Origin of the sequence: uncultured Thiothrix sp. (genome assembly GCF_937873765.1) — a bacterium.
Classification (GTDB): domain Bacteria; phylum Pseudomonadota; class Gammaproteobacteria; order Thiotrichales; family Thiotrichaceae; genus Thiolinea.
Map to the genome: position 1 here is coordinate 21,909 of NZ_CALMZC010000034.1, position 12,615 is coordinate 34,523.

General features: G+C 43.7%; 10 protein-coding genes. 6 read left to right on the top strand and 4 right to left on the bottom strand.

All coding sequences use genetic code 11. The features are described from left to right. Positions 1-53: 53 nt before the first annotated feature. Positions 54-1,631: a hypothetical protein gene (locus Q0307_RS09225; RefSeq protein WP_298659743.1), complete on the bottom strand. Its 1,578-nt coding sequence runs from the start codon at positions 1,629-1,631 to the stop codon at positions 54-56. Between the two features lie 853 nt (positions 1,632-2,484). Here Q0307_RS09225 and Q0307_RS09230 point away from each other — a divergent pair. The 6 genes from Q0307_RS09230 (at position 2,485) to Q0307_RS09255 (ending at position 8,827) form a co-directional block, all read left to right on the top strand. Beyond that, positions 2,485-2,871, top strand: a complete 387-nt coding sequence (locus Q0307_RS09230) for a VOC family protein (RefSeq protein WP_298659745.1) — start codon at positions 2,485-2,487, stop codon at positions 2,869-2,871. Between the two features lie 345 nt (positions 2,872-3,216). Further along, a complete protein-coding gene (mqo, locus tag Q0307_RS09235) occupies positions 3,217-4,698 on the top strand; it encodes a malate dehydrogenase (quinone) (RefSeq protein ID WP_298659747.1) in 1,482 nt (493 codons plus the stop codon). Positions 4,699-5,108: 410 nt separating this feature from the next. Further along, positions 5,109-6,422: an isocitrate lyase gene (gene aceA, locus Q0307_RS09240; protein ID WP_298659749.1), complete on the top strand. Its 1,314-nt coding sequence runs from the start codon at positions 5,109-5,111 to the stop codon at positions 6,420-6,422. Between the two features lie 138 nt (positions 6,423-6,560). Continuing rightward, positions 6,561-7,049 (top strand): ribonuclease E activity regulator RraA, encoded by a 489-nt coding sequence (rraA, locus tag Q0307_RS09245; RefSeq protein WP_298659751.1) that lies wholly within the window; start codon positions 6,561-6,563, stop codon positions 7,047-7,049. Between the two features lie 174 nt (positions 7,050-7,223). Further along, positions 7,224-8,162 carry a phosphoribulokinase gene (locus tag Q0307_RS09250; RefSeq protein WP_298659753.1) on the top strand — a complete coding sequence of 313 codons (939 nt, stop codon included), beginning with the start codon at positions 7,224-7,226 and terminating at the stop codon, positions 8,160-8,162. A 95-nt stretch (positions 8,163-8,257) separates the two neighbouring features. Then, complete coding sequence (locus tag Q0307_RS09255; RefSeq protein ID WP_298659755.1) at positions 8,258-8,827, top strand: peptidylprolyl isomerase; 570 nt, start codon at positions 8,258-8,260, stop codon at positions 8,825-8,827. A gap of 61 nt (positions 8,828-8,888) precedes the next feature. Here Q0307_RS09255 and Q0307_RS09260 read toward each other — a convergent pair whose 3' ends face one another. The 3 genes from Q0307_RS09260 to Q0307_RS09270 all read right to left on the bottom strand — a co-directional run bounded on the left by Q0307_RS09260 (position 8,889) and on the right by Q0307_RS09270 (position 12,386). Next, positions 8,889-9,971: a TRAP transporter substrate-binding protein gene (locus tag Q0307_RS09260; protein WP_298659757.1), complete on the bottom strand. Its 1,083-nt coding sequence runs from the start codon at positions 9,969-9,971 to the stop codon at positions 8,889-8,891. Between the two features lie 62 nt (positions 9,972-10,033). After that, the gene (locus Q0307_RS09265; RefSeq protein ID WP_298659758.1) at positions 10,034-11,746 is read right to left on the bottom strand and encodes a TRAP transporter large permease subunit; all 1,713 of its coding nucleotides are present in this window, start codon (positions 11,744-11,746) and stop codon (positions 10,034-10,036) included. A gap of 46 nt (positions 11,747-11,792) precedes the next feature. Further along, positions 11,793-12,386 carry a TRAP transporter small permease subunit gene (locus Q0307_RS09270; protein WP_298659760.1) on the bottom strand — a complete coding sequence of 198 codons (594 nt, stop codon included), beginning with the start codon at positions 12,384-12,386 and terminating at the stop codon, positions 11,793-11,795. Positions 12,387-12,615 lie beyond the last annotated feature (229 nt).

Consider the following 12,615-nt stretch of genomic DNA (forward strand, 5'->3'; position numbering starts at 1 on the left):
TATTATCCTTATCAGAACACTCGTATTTTTATGTTTGCTAGCCGAACCTAGGCTTAAAAGCGTGTCAAAGCACGAAATTTCGGTGTTTCTGAGGTCGGCTGCGTGATGTATTCCTTAATACCCCAACAGCCATAGAAGGCGTTCGCACGTGGTGATGAAAAAGCCATAAATAGCCTACCTCCTGCTTTGCGGAAACCATCGAGTAATTCGATATAAGCCGTTTCCATACGTGGGTCACGATTGGCCTCAATCAGAATTGGGTTAGGATGATCTTTCTTTGATTTAGTTCCGTAGTGCACGAGGTGTTGGCCGCCCTCATAAGCGCCTAAGCTTACGCCATAGGGTTCAAGCAGCATCATGTGCTGATCAATCAAACGTAAGGTTTGTTTAATGGAATAGGCTTGATTGCCATTCACGAGGGAGAAAATGTCGTCCACACTGTTAGCACGCATCAAAGCAGTTTGATCAGCATAGAAATAGGGGGCAATAGCAAATAAATCAGTGGATTTATAGACTTCCGCTGCTTTTAAAATGACGGGTGTAGTCGCCGGATTGCCTGCCCAACCACCTAAAACCCGCACTAAACGTTGGCGATTGCCAAATACTTGCTCCCAAATGCCAAAGATTTCTTTACTGCGTTGGGCATAGTATTTCAGGCCCGCATTTAAGGGCACTGCGTCTAAGCGCGCTTGTTGCCCCATCTTGATCACATATTGGGCTTGTGAGAAGACGCTATTCCACGCTTCATTGGTGTATTCCACATAAGCTCTGAGATTTGGGCGGAGATTACTGCTGACGTATTGGGCATATTGACGCACAAAATCATCGTCGGCGCGATGTGGGAGGTTAAACCAAGCATTGGCATTTAGAGTATTCGCAAGCTGTACCATCACTTCTAGCGGTACACCACGAGCACCCTCGCGCCCACCCCAAGTTGCTTCATTCAGATTCGGGCGCTGACTCCATGATTGCAGTTCATTGCGCGTGATCCCTGACATATTCATAAAACGGATCGTGCGGAATTGCTTCATGAAATTTAGATAGTCCGGATTAAATACCACTTTTGAACCAGCATCCGCGAAAGCGATATAGTTACCACCACATTGCCCACCCGCATTTACACGCTGATACGGATTATTCTCACAAATCCCACCGGGCATAGTGACACGTATATTACGAATTGGATTTTTTGGATCGCTTTGCTCGATGACTAAACCCGCCGAGATTTCACCATCAGCATTCGGCTTGAGGGTAATGACATCGCGCCCCGGTGCTTGCGAAACAGGCGTTGCACTTTCGCGATAGCTTAGTTTGCCGCTGCCTTCATAACTGACGGTATAGTTACCTTGTGGCAAAGCGGCAGCCGGTATCCAACGCAAAAACCAAGTACCCGCTTGCCCACCATTTAGGTTGCTCACCCAGCCATTCGCGTCATAGCTAACATTGCCTTTAGTAAATTCGGCATTCTCGCGGAAAGGTTCAGCGGTGCGAAATACATCAGCAAAGGGCAGGCTAGCGTCAAAATGTACGGCTTCATTGGTATTGATGCCGACATAAGGGGTAATCGCTGCTGCTGGCAAGCTAACACTGAATAAACACAAGGCAGGTAAAAGATGATTGAGTTTCAACATGGCTTAAAATTGGCTAACAGAGGATGGAGGCTGATTATGGCAAACAACGGGAGGCTAGTGTATGAACAAATCAGCAAAAAATCTTGATGGCTTATTAGCTGGCTTGCTGGTTTCTGTCTAAGCTCTCGGATTAGGCGGAATAGCTGCAGTTTTAGATCGACTACTTGGCTGAATTTGTTTAGGTATTCTTCAAGTTGTTGAGGGAAGGGCGGGCATATTCATAATGCATGAGAATATGCAGTTGTGGGGTTTGAGCCAGTTGCTGTATATTTATCGGTCATCAGTGTCGTTAAAGTGTGAGCGTATTTTCTATGCTAATCCCAAACTATACAGCATATCGCCAAAAATCAGATGTGGCTTTGTTTTCTCAGACTAGGTGGAGTCTGGACGAGGATGTTGTATAGAGATTCTATCTATTGGTTGCGATAGCAAGACCAATTTATTGATTTGAAAGACAAATCTCAGATTATAAGAAGAAGCTGAAAAAAGCAAAAAAACATGCTATTCAGTTAAGACTAGAAATTCTTCAAAACGTAGTTATTGACAGAAATTTCTAGTCTTAACTGAATTCATGATGCTTTTGCAGCAGACTCCTTTAATTCCGATTTGTCGGTGTAGAATTCAATAAACGGAGTTCTTATAACTATCTCGCAAGCAACCAACAAGTCGCTGAGTCAGAAACTGGCTATGCCAGTTCTGCTCAGCTATTTTCGTTAGCATCACAAAATAACGCATATCATAGTAATATGATGTTCAATTAAAATTTTTAAAACAAAAGATACGTCTCTTATACTATGAGTCAGATTCCTAGGACTGCGTTCCTCAGCTTAGACGCTGGAGGAAATAGATACTAATGAAAATTGATAGCATTGACCACTTAGTCCTGACGGTGCAAAACATTGATACGACCGCAGCATTTTATGCCAGAGTCTTAGGTATGGAGTTAGTGACTTTCGGCAGTGATCGAAAAGCTCTGGCCTTTGGCAAGCAGAAAATTAACCTACATCAATACAAGAAAGAGTTTGAGCCAAAAGCGGCATACCCAACATCGGGATCTGCTGACCTCTGTTTTATTACTTCAGTGCCATTGCAAGAGGTTTTGGAGCATCTGAGTGCGTGTGAGGTCAGTGTGATTGACGGTCCCGTGCAACGTACAGGAGCAACAGGGCTACTCCTTTCCGTTTACTTTCGCGATCCTGACATGAACCTCATTGAGGTTTCCAATTATCTATCTCCCTAAAAGCGGGGTGCCTCATTTAACCTCCCACCAAACTAGTCGAGCTAACTTGACCTAAATTATGGATTTGGAGTTTAGCGATGCTAAGTTCCTGCCTCTAGATGTCGACAATATCATGATCTTAGAGCTAGCCTGATTTCAAAGTGTATCTAGCTAAATTTATAAAAAACATTGAATTTTAAAGGATAATTCTGTATATGCTGCTTTGCAGCAAAATATCAAGGGATCAGTGATTGCTGCAGCGCGATTGTCGACAATGCTGCTAAAAATAATCGCTTAACGGGTAGAAATTGCTGACCAGTCATTTTATTATCTACGCTTTCGTAAGACTCAGGTGTAAGGAGCGTCATGACCACTAATCACGTAGATGTATTACTTGTCGGAGCCGGAATAATGAGTGCCACCCTTGGAGTCTTGCTAAAACAGCTTGATCCCTCATTCCGTTTCTGCATGGTTGAGCAATTAGCTGATGTTGCTCAGGAAAGTACCAGCGGTTGGAATAATGCAGGTACGGGGCATGCTGCTTATTGTGAGTTAAATTATACACAACAAAATCCCGATGGTACTGTCAATGCGGACAAAGCCTTTGCAATTAATGCCTCCTTTGAAAATACGCTCCAATTTTGGTCGACCTTAGTTGAGCAAGGTGTGCTTCCAGCACCTAACAACTTCATTAATCCTACCCCACATATCAGCTTTGTTTGGGGGGCGGATAATGTGCAGTATCTGCGTAATCGCTATGCTGCTTTAAAAGCGCATCATTTATTCAAGGACATGGAGTATAGCGAAGATAAAGCTGTACTGCGTGAGTGGATGCCTTTAGTCATGGATGGGCGTGATCCCGATGAGCCAGTGGCTGCTACACGCGTGCAATATGGTTCAGATGTGAATTTCGGCGCTCTTTGCCGCTATCTTATTCAAGCTTTAAAAGCTAAAGGTGATTTTGAGCTATTGCTAAAGCATAAAGTTAAAGGTATCGAGCGTTTAGAGAATGGCAAATGGCAAATCACCTTGAATAGCCCTGAAGGTGAAAAGGTTTATACCAGCAATTTTGTCTTTTTAGGGGCGGGTGGTGGGGCCTTACCACTATTACAAATGTCGCAAATTCCAGAGGGCGATGGCTATGGCGGCTTCCCTGTTAGCGGTCAATGGCTGGCTTGTAGGAATCCAGCGGTGGTCAATCAGCATTTAGCCAAAGTTTATGGCAAAGCTTCAATTGGCGCTCCACCGATGTCGGTACCGCACTTGGATACACGAGTGATTGATGGTCAACATGCGTTGTTATTCGGGCCATTCGCAGGTTTCTCCACTAAATTTTTGAAGCAAGGCTCAATCTTTGATGTAGCCCTGTCTTTACGTCCTAAAAATTTATGGCCAATGATTAAAGTCGGGATGACTAGCTTTGATCTGATCAAATATTTAGTTTCTGAAGTTCTGCAAACTGAAAAATCACGTTTAGGTGCACTGCGTCAGTATTATCCCAATGCTCAAGATGAGGATTGGGAGTTATTGATTGCCGGTCAACGTGTGCAAATTATTAAGAAAGACCCCAAACTTGGCGGTAAGTTGGAGTTTGGTACAGAAGTCGTTGCCGCGGCTGATGGCAGTTTAGCAGCGCTTTTAGGTGCTTCACCCGGTGCGTCGATTGCTGTACCGGCAATGGTACAAGTGGTTGAAAAATGCTTTAAACAGCAATTAGCCACTCCAGAATGGCAAGAGCGTATGAAGACTTTGATTCCTTCTTATGGGCAGTCCTTGATTGAGAATGCAGAACTCCTAGCTAGTGTTCGCCAACATACTTTAAGTACTTTGGGGTTGAAGGCTGCTTGAATTTAAGCAAGCTATAAATCTGCTTAAAATCAATAAATTAAAAGGCTGTAATCAAAAATTACGGCCTTTTTTTATGCCTAGAACAGTACTTAACTTGTCAAAAAAATTTTTAGAATTTGCTGGGAAAGTTTATTAGGCCTTTCTAAAGTGTTCGACAAATTATTTTTTGGTTAAATTGCTGCGGTGCATTATTTTAAGTGTTATTAAAAAATAAATTGTTTATTTATCAGATAATTAAAATGATTAAATCGGTTTTTTTCAAAAGAAAAATAGTATTAAAAATAGCAATAATAAACATTAAATATTATTGATTGTCGACATAGTTTTTTGTCACGTACTATCAGGAACATCGTGTTAAGCAGGGCTGTAACACAACAAGTTTTGATTGATTGACTCCGAGGATTTTTACCATGACTTTATCTCGTCAAGAGCAAATCGCCGCTTTAGAAAAAGATTGGGCAACCAATCCACGTTGGAAAAATGTTAAGCGTGGTTACAGCGCGGCTGACGTTGTACGCCTACGTGGCTCAATGCAACCTGAATACACCTTAGCGCAACAAGGTGCTGAGAAGTTATGGAAACGTGTGAATGGGGAAGCAAAGAAAGGCTATGTGAATGCCTTTGGTGCGATTACAGCTGGTCAAGCGATGCAACAAGCTAAAGCAGGTTTAGAAGCCGTTTACTTATCAGGTTGGCAGGTTGCAGCCGATGGTAATACTTCTGAAACCATGTACCCAGACCAATCTTTGTATGCTTACGATTCAGTACCAACGATGGTGCGTCGTATCAATAATACCTTCAAGCGTGCAGACGAAATCCAATGGTCACGTGGTATTAACCCCGGCGATAAAGAATTCGTTGATTATTTCTTACCAATCGTGGCTGATGCGGAAGCTGGTTTCGGTGGTGTGCTGAACGCGTTTGAATTAATGAAAAATATGATTGCAGCTGGTGCTGCGGGCGTGCACTTTGAAGACCAATTGGCTGCGGTAAAAAAATGTGGTCATATGGGCGGTAAAGTATTAGTTCCAACGGGTGAGGCGGTTGAGAAGTTAATTGCTGCACGTTTTGCAGCGGATGTCATGGGTGTTCCGACCATCGTGTTAGCACGTACTGATGCTGAAGCAGCGAACCTATTGACTTCTGACCATGATGCTAACGACAAACCATTCTTAACCGGCGAGCGTACTCAAGAAGGCTTCTACCGTGTACGTAATGGTTTAGAGCAAGCGATCAGCCGTGGTATCGCCTATGCTCCATACGCTGATTTGGTATGGTGTGAGACTGGTACGCCTGATTTAGGTTTCGCACGTGAATTTGCTCAAGCCGTGCAAGCCGCTTGCCCCGGCAAATTACTATCTTACAATTGCTCACCATCGTTCAATTGGAAGAAGAATCTGGATGATGTGACCATCGCGAAATTCCAAGATGAATTATCAGCCTTAGGTTACAAGTACCAATTCATCACCTTAGCAGGTATCCATATTAACTGGTTCAACACCTTCCAATTCGCGCACAACTATGCACGCGGCGAAGGTATGAAACATTATGTCAATATGGTTCAAGAGCCGGAATTTGCTGCTCGTGAGCAAGGTTACACCTTCGTATCTCACCAACAAGAAGTGGGCGCGGGTTACTTCGATGACGTAACGACTGTTATCCAAGGTGGTTCTTCTAGCGTTAAAGCCTTAAGTGGTTCTACTGAAGAAGAGCAATTCCATTAATAAGTAATTGTTTGTTTCCCCCACCCTAACCCTCCCCCGCAAGGGGGGAGGGGATAAAAGATTGTGTTTTATTGCTGCCTTCTCCCCTTGTGGGGGAAGGGCTGGGGATGGGGGTTATCCTTTTCTAGGAGATTCGTTATGACAGATTTCAAAACAGCCGACCTACTAGACGATCATGAAGATAAGCTCCTACAAGTCGTGCAACCCGGCTTTCACAATTTCGGTGGCCGTAATAAATTCTGGGGCGAAATCGTCACCATCAAAATTCACGAAGATAACTCCTTAGTGCGTGAATTCGTCGCGATGGAAGGTAAAGGCAAAGTGCTAGTTGTCGATGGCGGTGGTTCTACCCGCTGTGCACTATTAGGCGATATGTTGGCAGAAAAAGCGGTAAAAAATGGCTGGAATGGCGTGATTGTTTATGGTCTGATTCGCGATTCAGTGGATATTGGTAAAATGGATATTGGGGTGAAAGCTTTAGGTACAATTCCATTAAAAAGCGTGAAGCGTGGCTTTGGGGTGAAAGGTGAGCCGGTACATTTCCATGATGTGACCTTTACACAAGGGCACTATGTGTATTCGGATGAAGATGGGATGATTGTCTCGCCGGTAAATTTATTGGCTTAAGTTCAGATAGAGTTATTGTAGAGGTTGGTTGGCTACTAACCTCTCAGATTTCCAGCGTAGCTACTTCCCTCTATTCCCAAAGGTATAAATGCAGAATTCTAAGCTGCTTTTGGGATATAGACGATCTGGCTTGATATTATTAGTGTACAGGCATTGCTTTGCCCAGAGGCTTCTATGTCAGCAGAATTTCCCATTGTAGCGATTACGGGTGCATCCGATCACAGCACCACAACCATCACACAAGCTTTACAGCATATTTTTTATCGTGAGCGCATCAAAGCCGTTTACGTCTCCGGCAGTGGTTTTCATCGCTATGACCGTAAAACTATGCGCGCTGAACTTTTAAAAGCACGCCAAGAAGGACGGAATCTTAGTCATTTTGGCCCAGAGGGTAATCATTTTGATAAATTAGAGTCGCTATTCTTTCAATATGCGGTGACTGGCACTGGGCAATTTCGTTACTATCTACATTCAGATCAGTTTGCCAAAGAAATTGGCTTAGAACCCGGTACCTTTAGCCCGTGGCAGCAGATGGATGCGGATAATGATCTCTTGTTATATCGTGGTTTACATGGAGCAGTGATTCATGAAGATATTGATATTTCAAGCTACCCAGATTTACTGATTGGTGCAGTTCCAAGCATCAATTTGGAAATGATGCGGCGGATTGATCGTGATTTAAAGCAAGGCTTGTCGCCTGAAGAAGTTCGTCAAGTCGTGTTGGATCGGATGAGTGACTATGTGAATTACATTACGCCGCAATTTGGACGTACACATATTAATTTCCAAATTATGCCGATGGTAGATACCTCCAATCCTTTTCAGTTTGATGAAGTGCCTAGCTTAGATGAGTCCTATATCGTGATTCACTTCCAAAAACTTGCTAAGCGCTTTGCGATGCCAAAATTACTAAAAGTGATTCCCAATGCTTTTATGACGCGGCGTGATCAAATGGTAGTGCCGGGTGCGCAAATGAAAACGGCGATCGAGATTATTTTAATACCTTTAATTCAAGAGCTTATTAGTGAAAGTCGGCGTATAAAAGGCGTTACACAGGTTGCACCTGAGCGTGGTGCTGGAATTTTAGGTTTTAAAGGCCAACTAGTGCATTAAGTGCTGGTCTAGGGTATTTGCAGTTAATGGTGTGCGTTATAAAGATCAGTTATGATGTGGGTCTTTTAAAAATAAGCTAACAAAGGGCATTGGTTATGAAAAAAATCTTCTTAGGTTTGGCATTCGCAGCAAGCTTAGGTCTGTCTACACTCGCGCAAGCGGCTAATCCTAAAGTGCTGATTGAAACCAGTAAAGGTAATATCACTGTTGAGTTAGACGCAGAAAAAGCACCCCAAACGGTTGAAAACTTTTTAGGCTATGTGAAAGACGGTTTTTATAAAGGCACTATTTTTCACCGCGTGATTGCAGGATTTATGGTGCAGGGTGGTGGTATGAATGCTGATTTGAGCGAAAAGACTGTTAAAGCTTCTATTAAAAACGAAGCGAACAATGGCTTAAAAAACGTTCGTGGCACTATCGCGATGGCACGCACCCCAGATCCTGATTCGGCCAGCTCACAGTTTTTTATTAATATCGTCGATAATGATTTCTTAAATTTCAATAGTGAAACGCCGCAAGGTTGGGGGTATGCGGTATTTGGTAAGGTCACTGAAGGCATGGATGTGGTGGATGCGATTGCAGCCGTTAAAACGGGCGAGAAAAATGGTGTGCCTGATGTGCCTGTTGATTCAGTGGTGATGAAGAATGTAACGGTGCTTGAGTAATTTTATTGTTTGCTAGGCTGCTACCCTAAGCTAGGGTAGCAGGTGTTGCTGTTTAATGTGTTTAGAGCTTCTGTGATTGCATATAACTATCGAAGCCAAACTCAGTGACTCTGAACCATTGGTTCATATCACGGCGGGCGGCTGAGAAATCTGCATAGATTTTCTTCCAATTGGCATTTTTCTCTGATAACTCAGCATACAGTTCTTCAGAGGCCTTGAAGGCCGCATCCATAATATCTTTTGGCATTTGTTGCAGTTGTACGCCCTCTGCAATCAGTTCTTTGATTGCTTTCGGGTTGCGTGAGTCATATTTGGCTTGCATTTCTACATGAGCATAAGTAGAAGCTGCTTGAATAATCGCTTTATTTTCAGCCGACAAACCATCAAATGCCTTGTTGTTCACATACAGCACTAACTGCGGACCACCTTCCCACCAAGCAGGGTACATATAGTTTTTGGCGACTTTTTGGAAGCCTAGCTTCTGATCATCATAAGGGCCAACCCACTCGGTCGCATCAATTGTACCTTTCTCCAGTGCTTGATAAATTTCCCCACCCGGAATATTTTGGGGTACACCCCCAATCCGCTCAAGGACTTTGCCACCGAAACCACCAATCCGCATTTTCAAACCTTTGATGTCCTCAAGGGTCTTGATGTCTTTACGATACCAGCCACCCATTTGAGCACCGGTATTACCCATTGGGAAATTAACGATATTGTAGGTTTTGTAAAACTCTCGAAATAAGCTCAAGCCATTGCCATCGTAATACCAAGCATTCATTTGGCGTGAGTTCATGCCAAAGGGGATGGCACAATCCATTGCAAAGGTTTCATCTTTACCAAAGAAGTAATAGGGCGCGGTATGGGCGCACTCTACAGTTCCTTGCTGTACTCCATCCACGACGCCGAATGGAGGCATCAGTTCGCCACCCGGATGAACAGAAATCTCAAACTTGCCACCCGACATATCCTTGACCTTGGCGGCAAAGGTCTCTGCTGCTCCATAGATGGTGTCTAACGTCTTTGGAAAACTAGAAGCCAAGCGCCAACGAATGGCTGGGCTTTCTGCACGCACTGCAGGTGCAATACCAGCTGCTAAAATACCGGCTAGCCCTGCGTGTTGAATAAACTGACGTCTTTCCATTCTCTTCTCCTCATCACTTAATCAATTTAAAGCAAATGAATTAGTTAACTAAAATGAAGGGTTTAATTGTTGCCCTTAAGCGACTTCATCATAGGATCTTCTTCGGTTTTTGGCGGGTCATTCGAGTAAGCACCTGCTCCATAACCAGAGGGTACATTAATTTCAATCGTGTTCAAATCAACTTCAACTTTTTTGTCTAGATTACCTGTGACCAAATTAGGGAAGGCAATGATCATCCCGACCATAATGACCTGAATAATAATAAAGGGAATCACTCCACGGTAAATGTCGAAAGTGGCAATGGGGGCAATTTCCTTGCGGGTAATTCGGTCAAGATACGCTTTTACTGGAGCCACACTGCGGTAATAGAACAGTGAGAAACCCACCGGAGGGGTTAGGAAGGAGGTTTGTAGATTCATCGCTAACATAACACCTAGCCATACAAGATCAATATTCAAAGCCGTTGCTACAGGAATGAGTAATGGAATGACAATGAAAGAGATTTCAAAGAAATCCAAGAAAAAGCCTAAGATGAACACTACGAGATTCACGAAAATCAGAAAGCCAATCATTCCACCGGGGATTAGCTTAAACATGCTGTGAATCCATTCAGGGCCGTCTACACCTTGGAAACTCAAGCTAAACACGGTTGCTCCAATCAGGATAAACAGCACAAAGCTGGATAATTTAAGGGTAGCTTCCATCGCTTGTTTAAGTTGTTCTAGACCGAGGCGACGCCGTGCCGCCGCTAAAACTAAAGCACCCACAGCACCCATTGCACCACCTTCAGTTGGCGTAGCCCAGCCCAAGAAGATAGTACCCAAAACTAAAAAGATCAGTGCTAAAGGTGGGATGAGTACAAAGGTCACTTGCTGTGCCATTTTTGATAGCAAACTGATCTTGCCTTGCGTGATTAAGCCTAAACTACGATTGATAAGTGCTAGTACAAAGGCAATACCAATCCCCACCGCCATGGATAAAACGACTACATTATCTAGAGATTGTCCGCTAAGCTGAGTTTTAGCATATAAAACAGCGCCTACAGTCGACACTGCAATCAATATCCAGAGTGAGGTGTAACCAGAGTGTCCGTTTGCATCACGGAACACTCGTGCCTCTACGGGTAATGCTGGGGCTGCTTTAGGTCTGATTAGAGTCACAATCAGAATCCATAGAATATAAGCACCAATCAGCGTCATCGCTGGCATCAGTGCTCCTTTGTATAGATCACCTACACTACGTCCAACTTGGTCGGCAATGACAATCAATACTAAGGAAGGAGGGACAATTTGCGCCAAAGTCCCTGAAGCAACAATCGCTCCACTAGCAAGACGACGGTCATAACCATAACGCATCATGATAGGCAAAGAAATCAAGGCCATGGAGATAACGGAGGCCGCCACTACGCCAGTAGTCGCAGCCAATAATGAACCTACCAGAATCACCGCAAAGGCCAAGCCGCCTCTAACAGCTCCAAAAACCTGCCCAATCGTTTCCAGCAAGTCTTCCGCCATACCCGATCGTTCTAAGATCAGCCCCATGAAGGTAAAGAACGGAATAGCGAGTAAGGTATCATTTTTAAGAATACCGATGATACGCAAGGGAAGTGCGTTTAACAGGGATTCCATACCAGGAACGCCCGCCCAGACCGCCAACCAGCCAAAAAAGAGGCCGCAGGCTCCCAAGGAAAAGGCTAAGGAATAGCCCATCAGTAGAAATATGATCAGCCCACAGAACATAATAGGGGCAAAGTTGGCAACCAGAAATTCTATCATCGTTATCCTCAACTGTGGTGATTACTGAGAGGCATGCATAGCGGAGTTATTTTTGCCCTTGAGCCAGTTGCTGTTGTTGGATGTGTTCAGCTAAAGCCTCTTCTGCACTTACTTCCTTCACATCACCTGGATCTGGACATAAACCTTTTAAAAAGCCAATCCGCTTGATGAGTTCAGAGATACCCTGTAAGCCTAGTAAGAAGAAACCTGTAGGGACTAGCGCATAAACTGGCCAACGAATGAGTCCACCAGCATTTTCCGACATCTCACCGGTCTTATACGCTTGTACTAGAATTGGAAAGATCTCAGTGATGACAAAATAAACTAAGGGAAACAAAAAGAAGATAATCCCAAAGATCTCTATCTTGACTTGGGTAGGACGTGAAAAGCGGGAAATGATCACATCAATTTTCACATGTCCCTGCTGGAGCATAGTGTAAGAAGCACCTAGTAGAAAAACAGCAGCAAATAAATACCACTGTGCTTCTAGATAAGCATTAGAGCTGGTATTGAATAATTTACGGATGATGGCATTACCTGCGCTGATCAAGACCATCAGCAATACTAGCCACATGACTGCACGACCTATCCAGTAATTGAGTGTGTCAATTGCAGACGATAGGGACAATAAACCCTTCATATTGCCTCCTCCATTCCAAACTTGATTGTCTAGAAGAGCGTTGGTTGATTTTGTTGCCAGAACGCTACAGCCGCATCCTACTGTACTCGTTACCTAATTAGCAAATCTTAAAATGGTCTTACCAATTTAATTTTGATCGAATCTAAGAATAGCTTTTAATACATAGCCAAACATAGATATTGGATTCTAATGCACTCCTCAGCTCCTTGACAAATCTTTAATTGGTAAT

Coding starts and splice junctions, on each gene's coding strand:
- Q0307_RS09225 (WP_298659743.1), bottom strand. CDS start 1,631: ATGTTGAAACTCAATCATCTTTTACCTGCCTTGTGTTTATTCAGTGTT.
- Q0307_RS09230 (WP_298659745.1), top strand. CDS start 2,485: ATGAAAATTGATAGCATTGACCACTTAGTCCTGACGGTGCAAAACATT.
- mqo (WP_298659747.1), top strand. CDS start 3,217: ATGACCACTAATCACGTAGATGTATTACTTGTCGGAGCCGGAATAATG.
- aceA (WP_298659749.1), top strand. CDS start 5,109: ATGACTTTATCTCGTCAAGAGCAAATCGCCGCTTTAGAAAAAGATTGG.
- rraA (WP_298659751.1), top strand. CDS start 6,561: ATGACAGATTTCAAAACAGCCGACCTACTAGACGATCATGAAGATAAG.
- Q0307_RS09250 (WP_298659753.1), top strand. CDS start 7,224: ATGTCAGCAGAATTTCCCATTGTAGCGATTACGGGTGCATCCGATCAC.
- Q0307_RS09255 (WP_298659755.1), top strand. CDS start 8,258: ATGAAAAAAATCTTCTTAGGTTTGGCATTCGCAGCAAGCTTAGGTCTG.
- Q0307_RS09260 (WP_298659757.1), bottom strand. CDS start 9,971: ATGGAAAGACGTCAGTTTATTCAACACGCAGGGCTAGCCGGTATTTTA.
- Q0307_RS09265 (WP_298659758.1), bottom strand. CDS start 11,746: ATGATAGAATTTCTGGTTGCCAACTTTGCCCCTATTATGTTCTGTGGG.
- Q0307_RS09270 (WP_298659760.1), bottom strand. CDS start 12,386: ATGAAGGGTTTATTGTCCCTATCGTCTGCAATTGACACACTCAATTAC.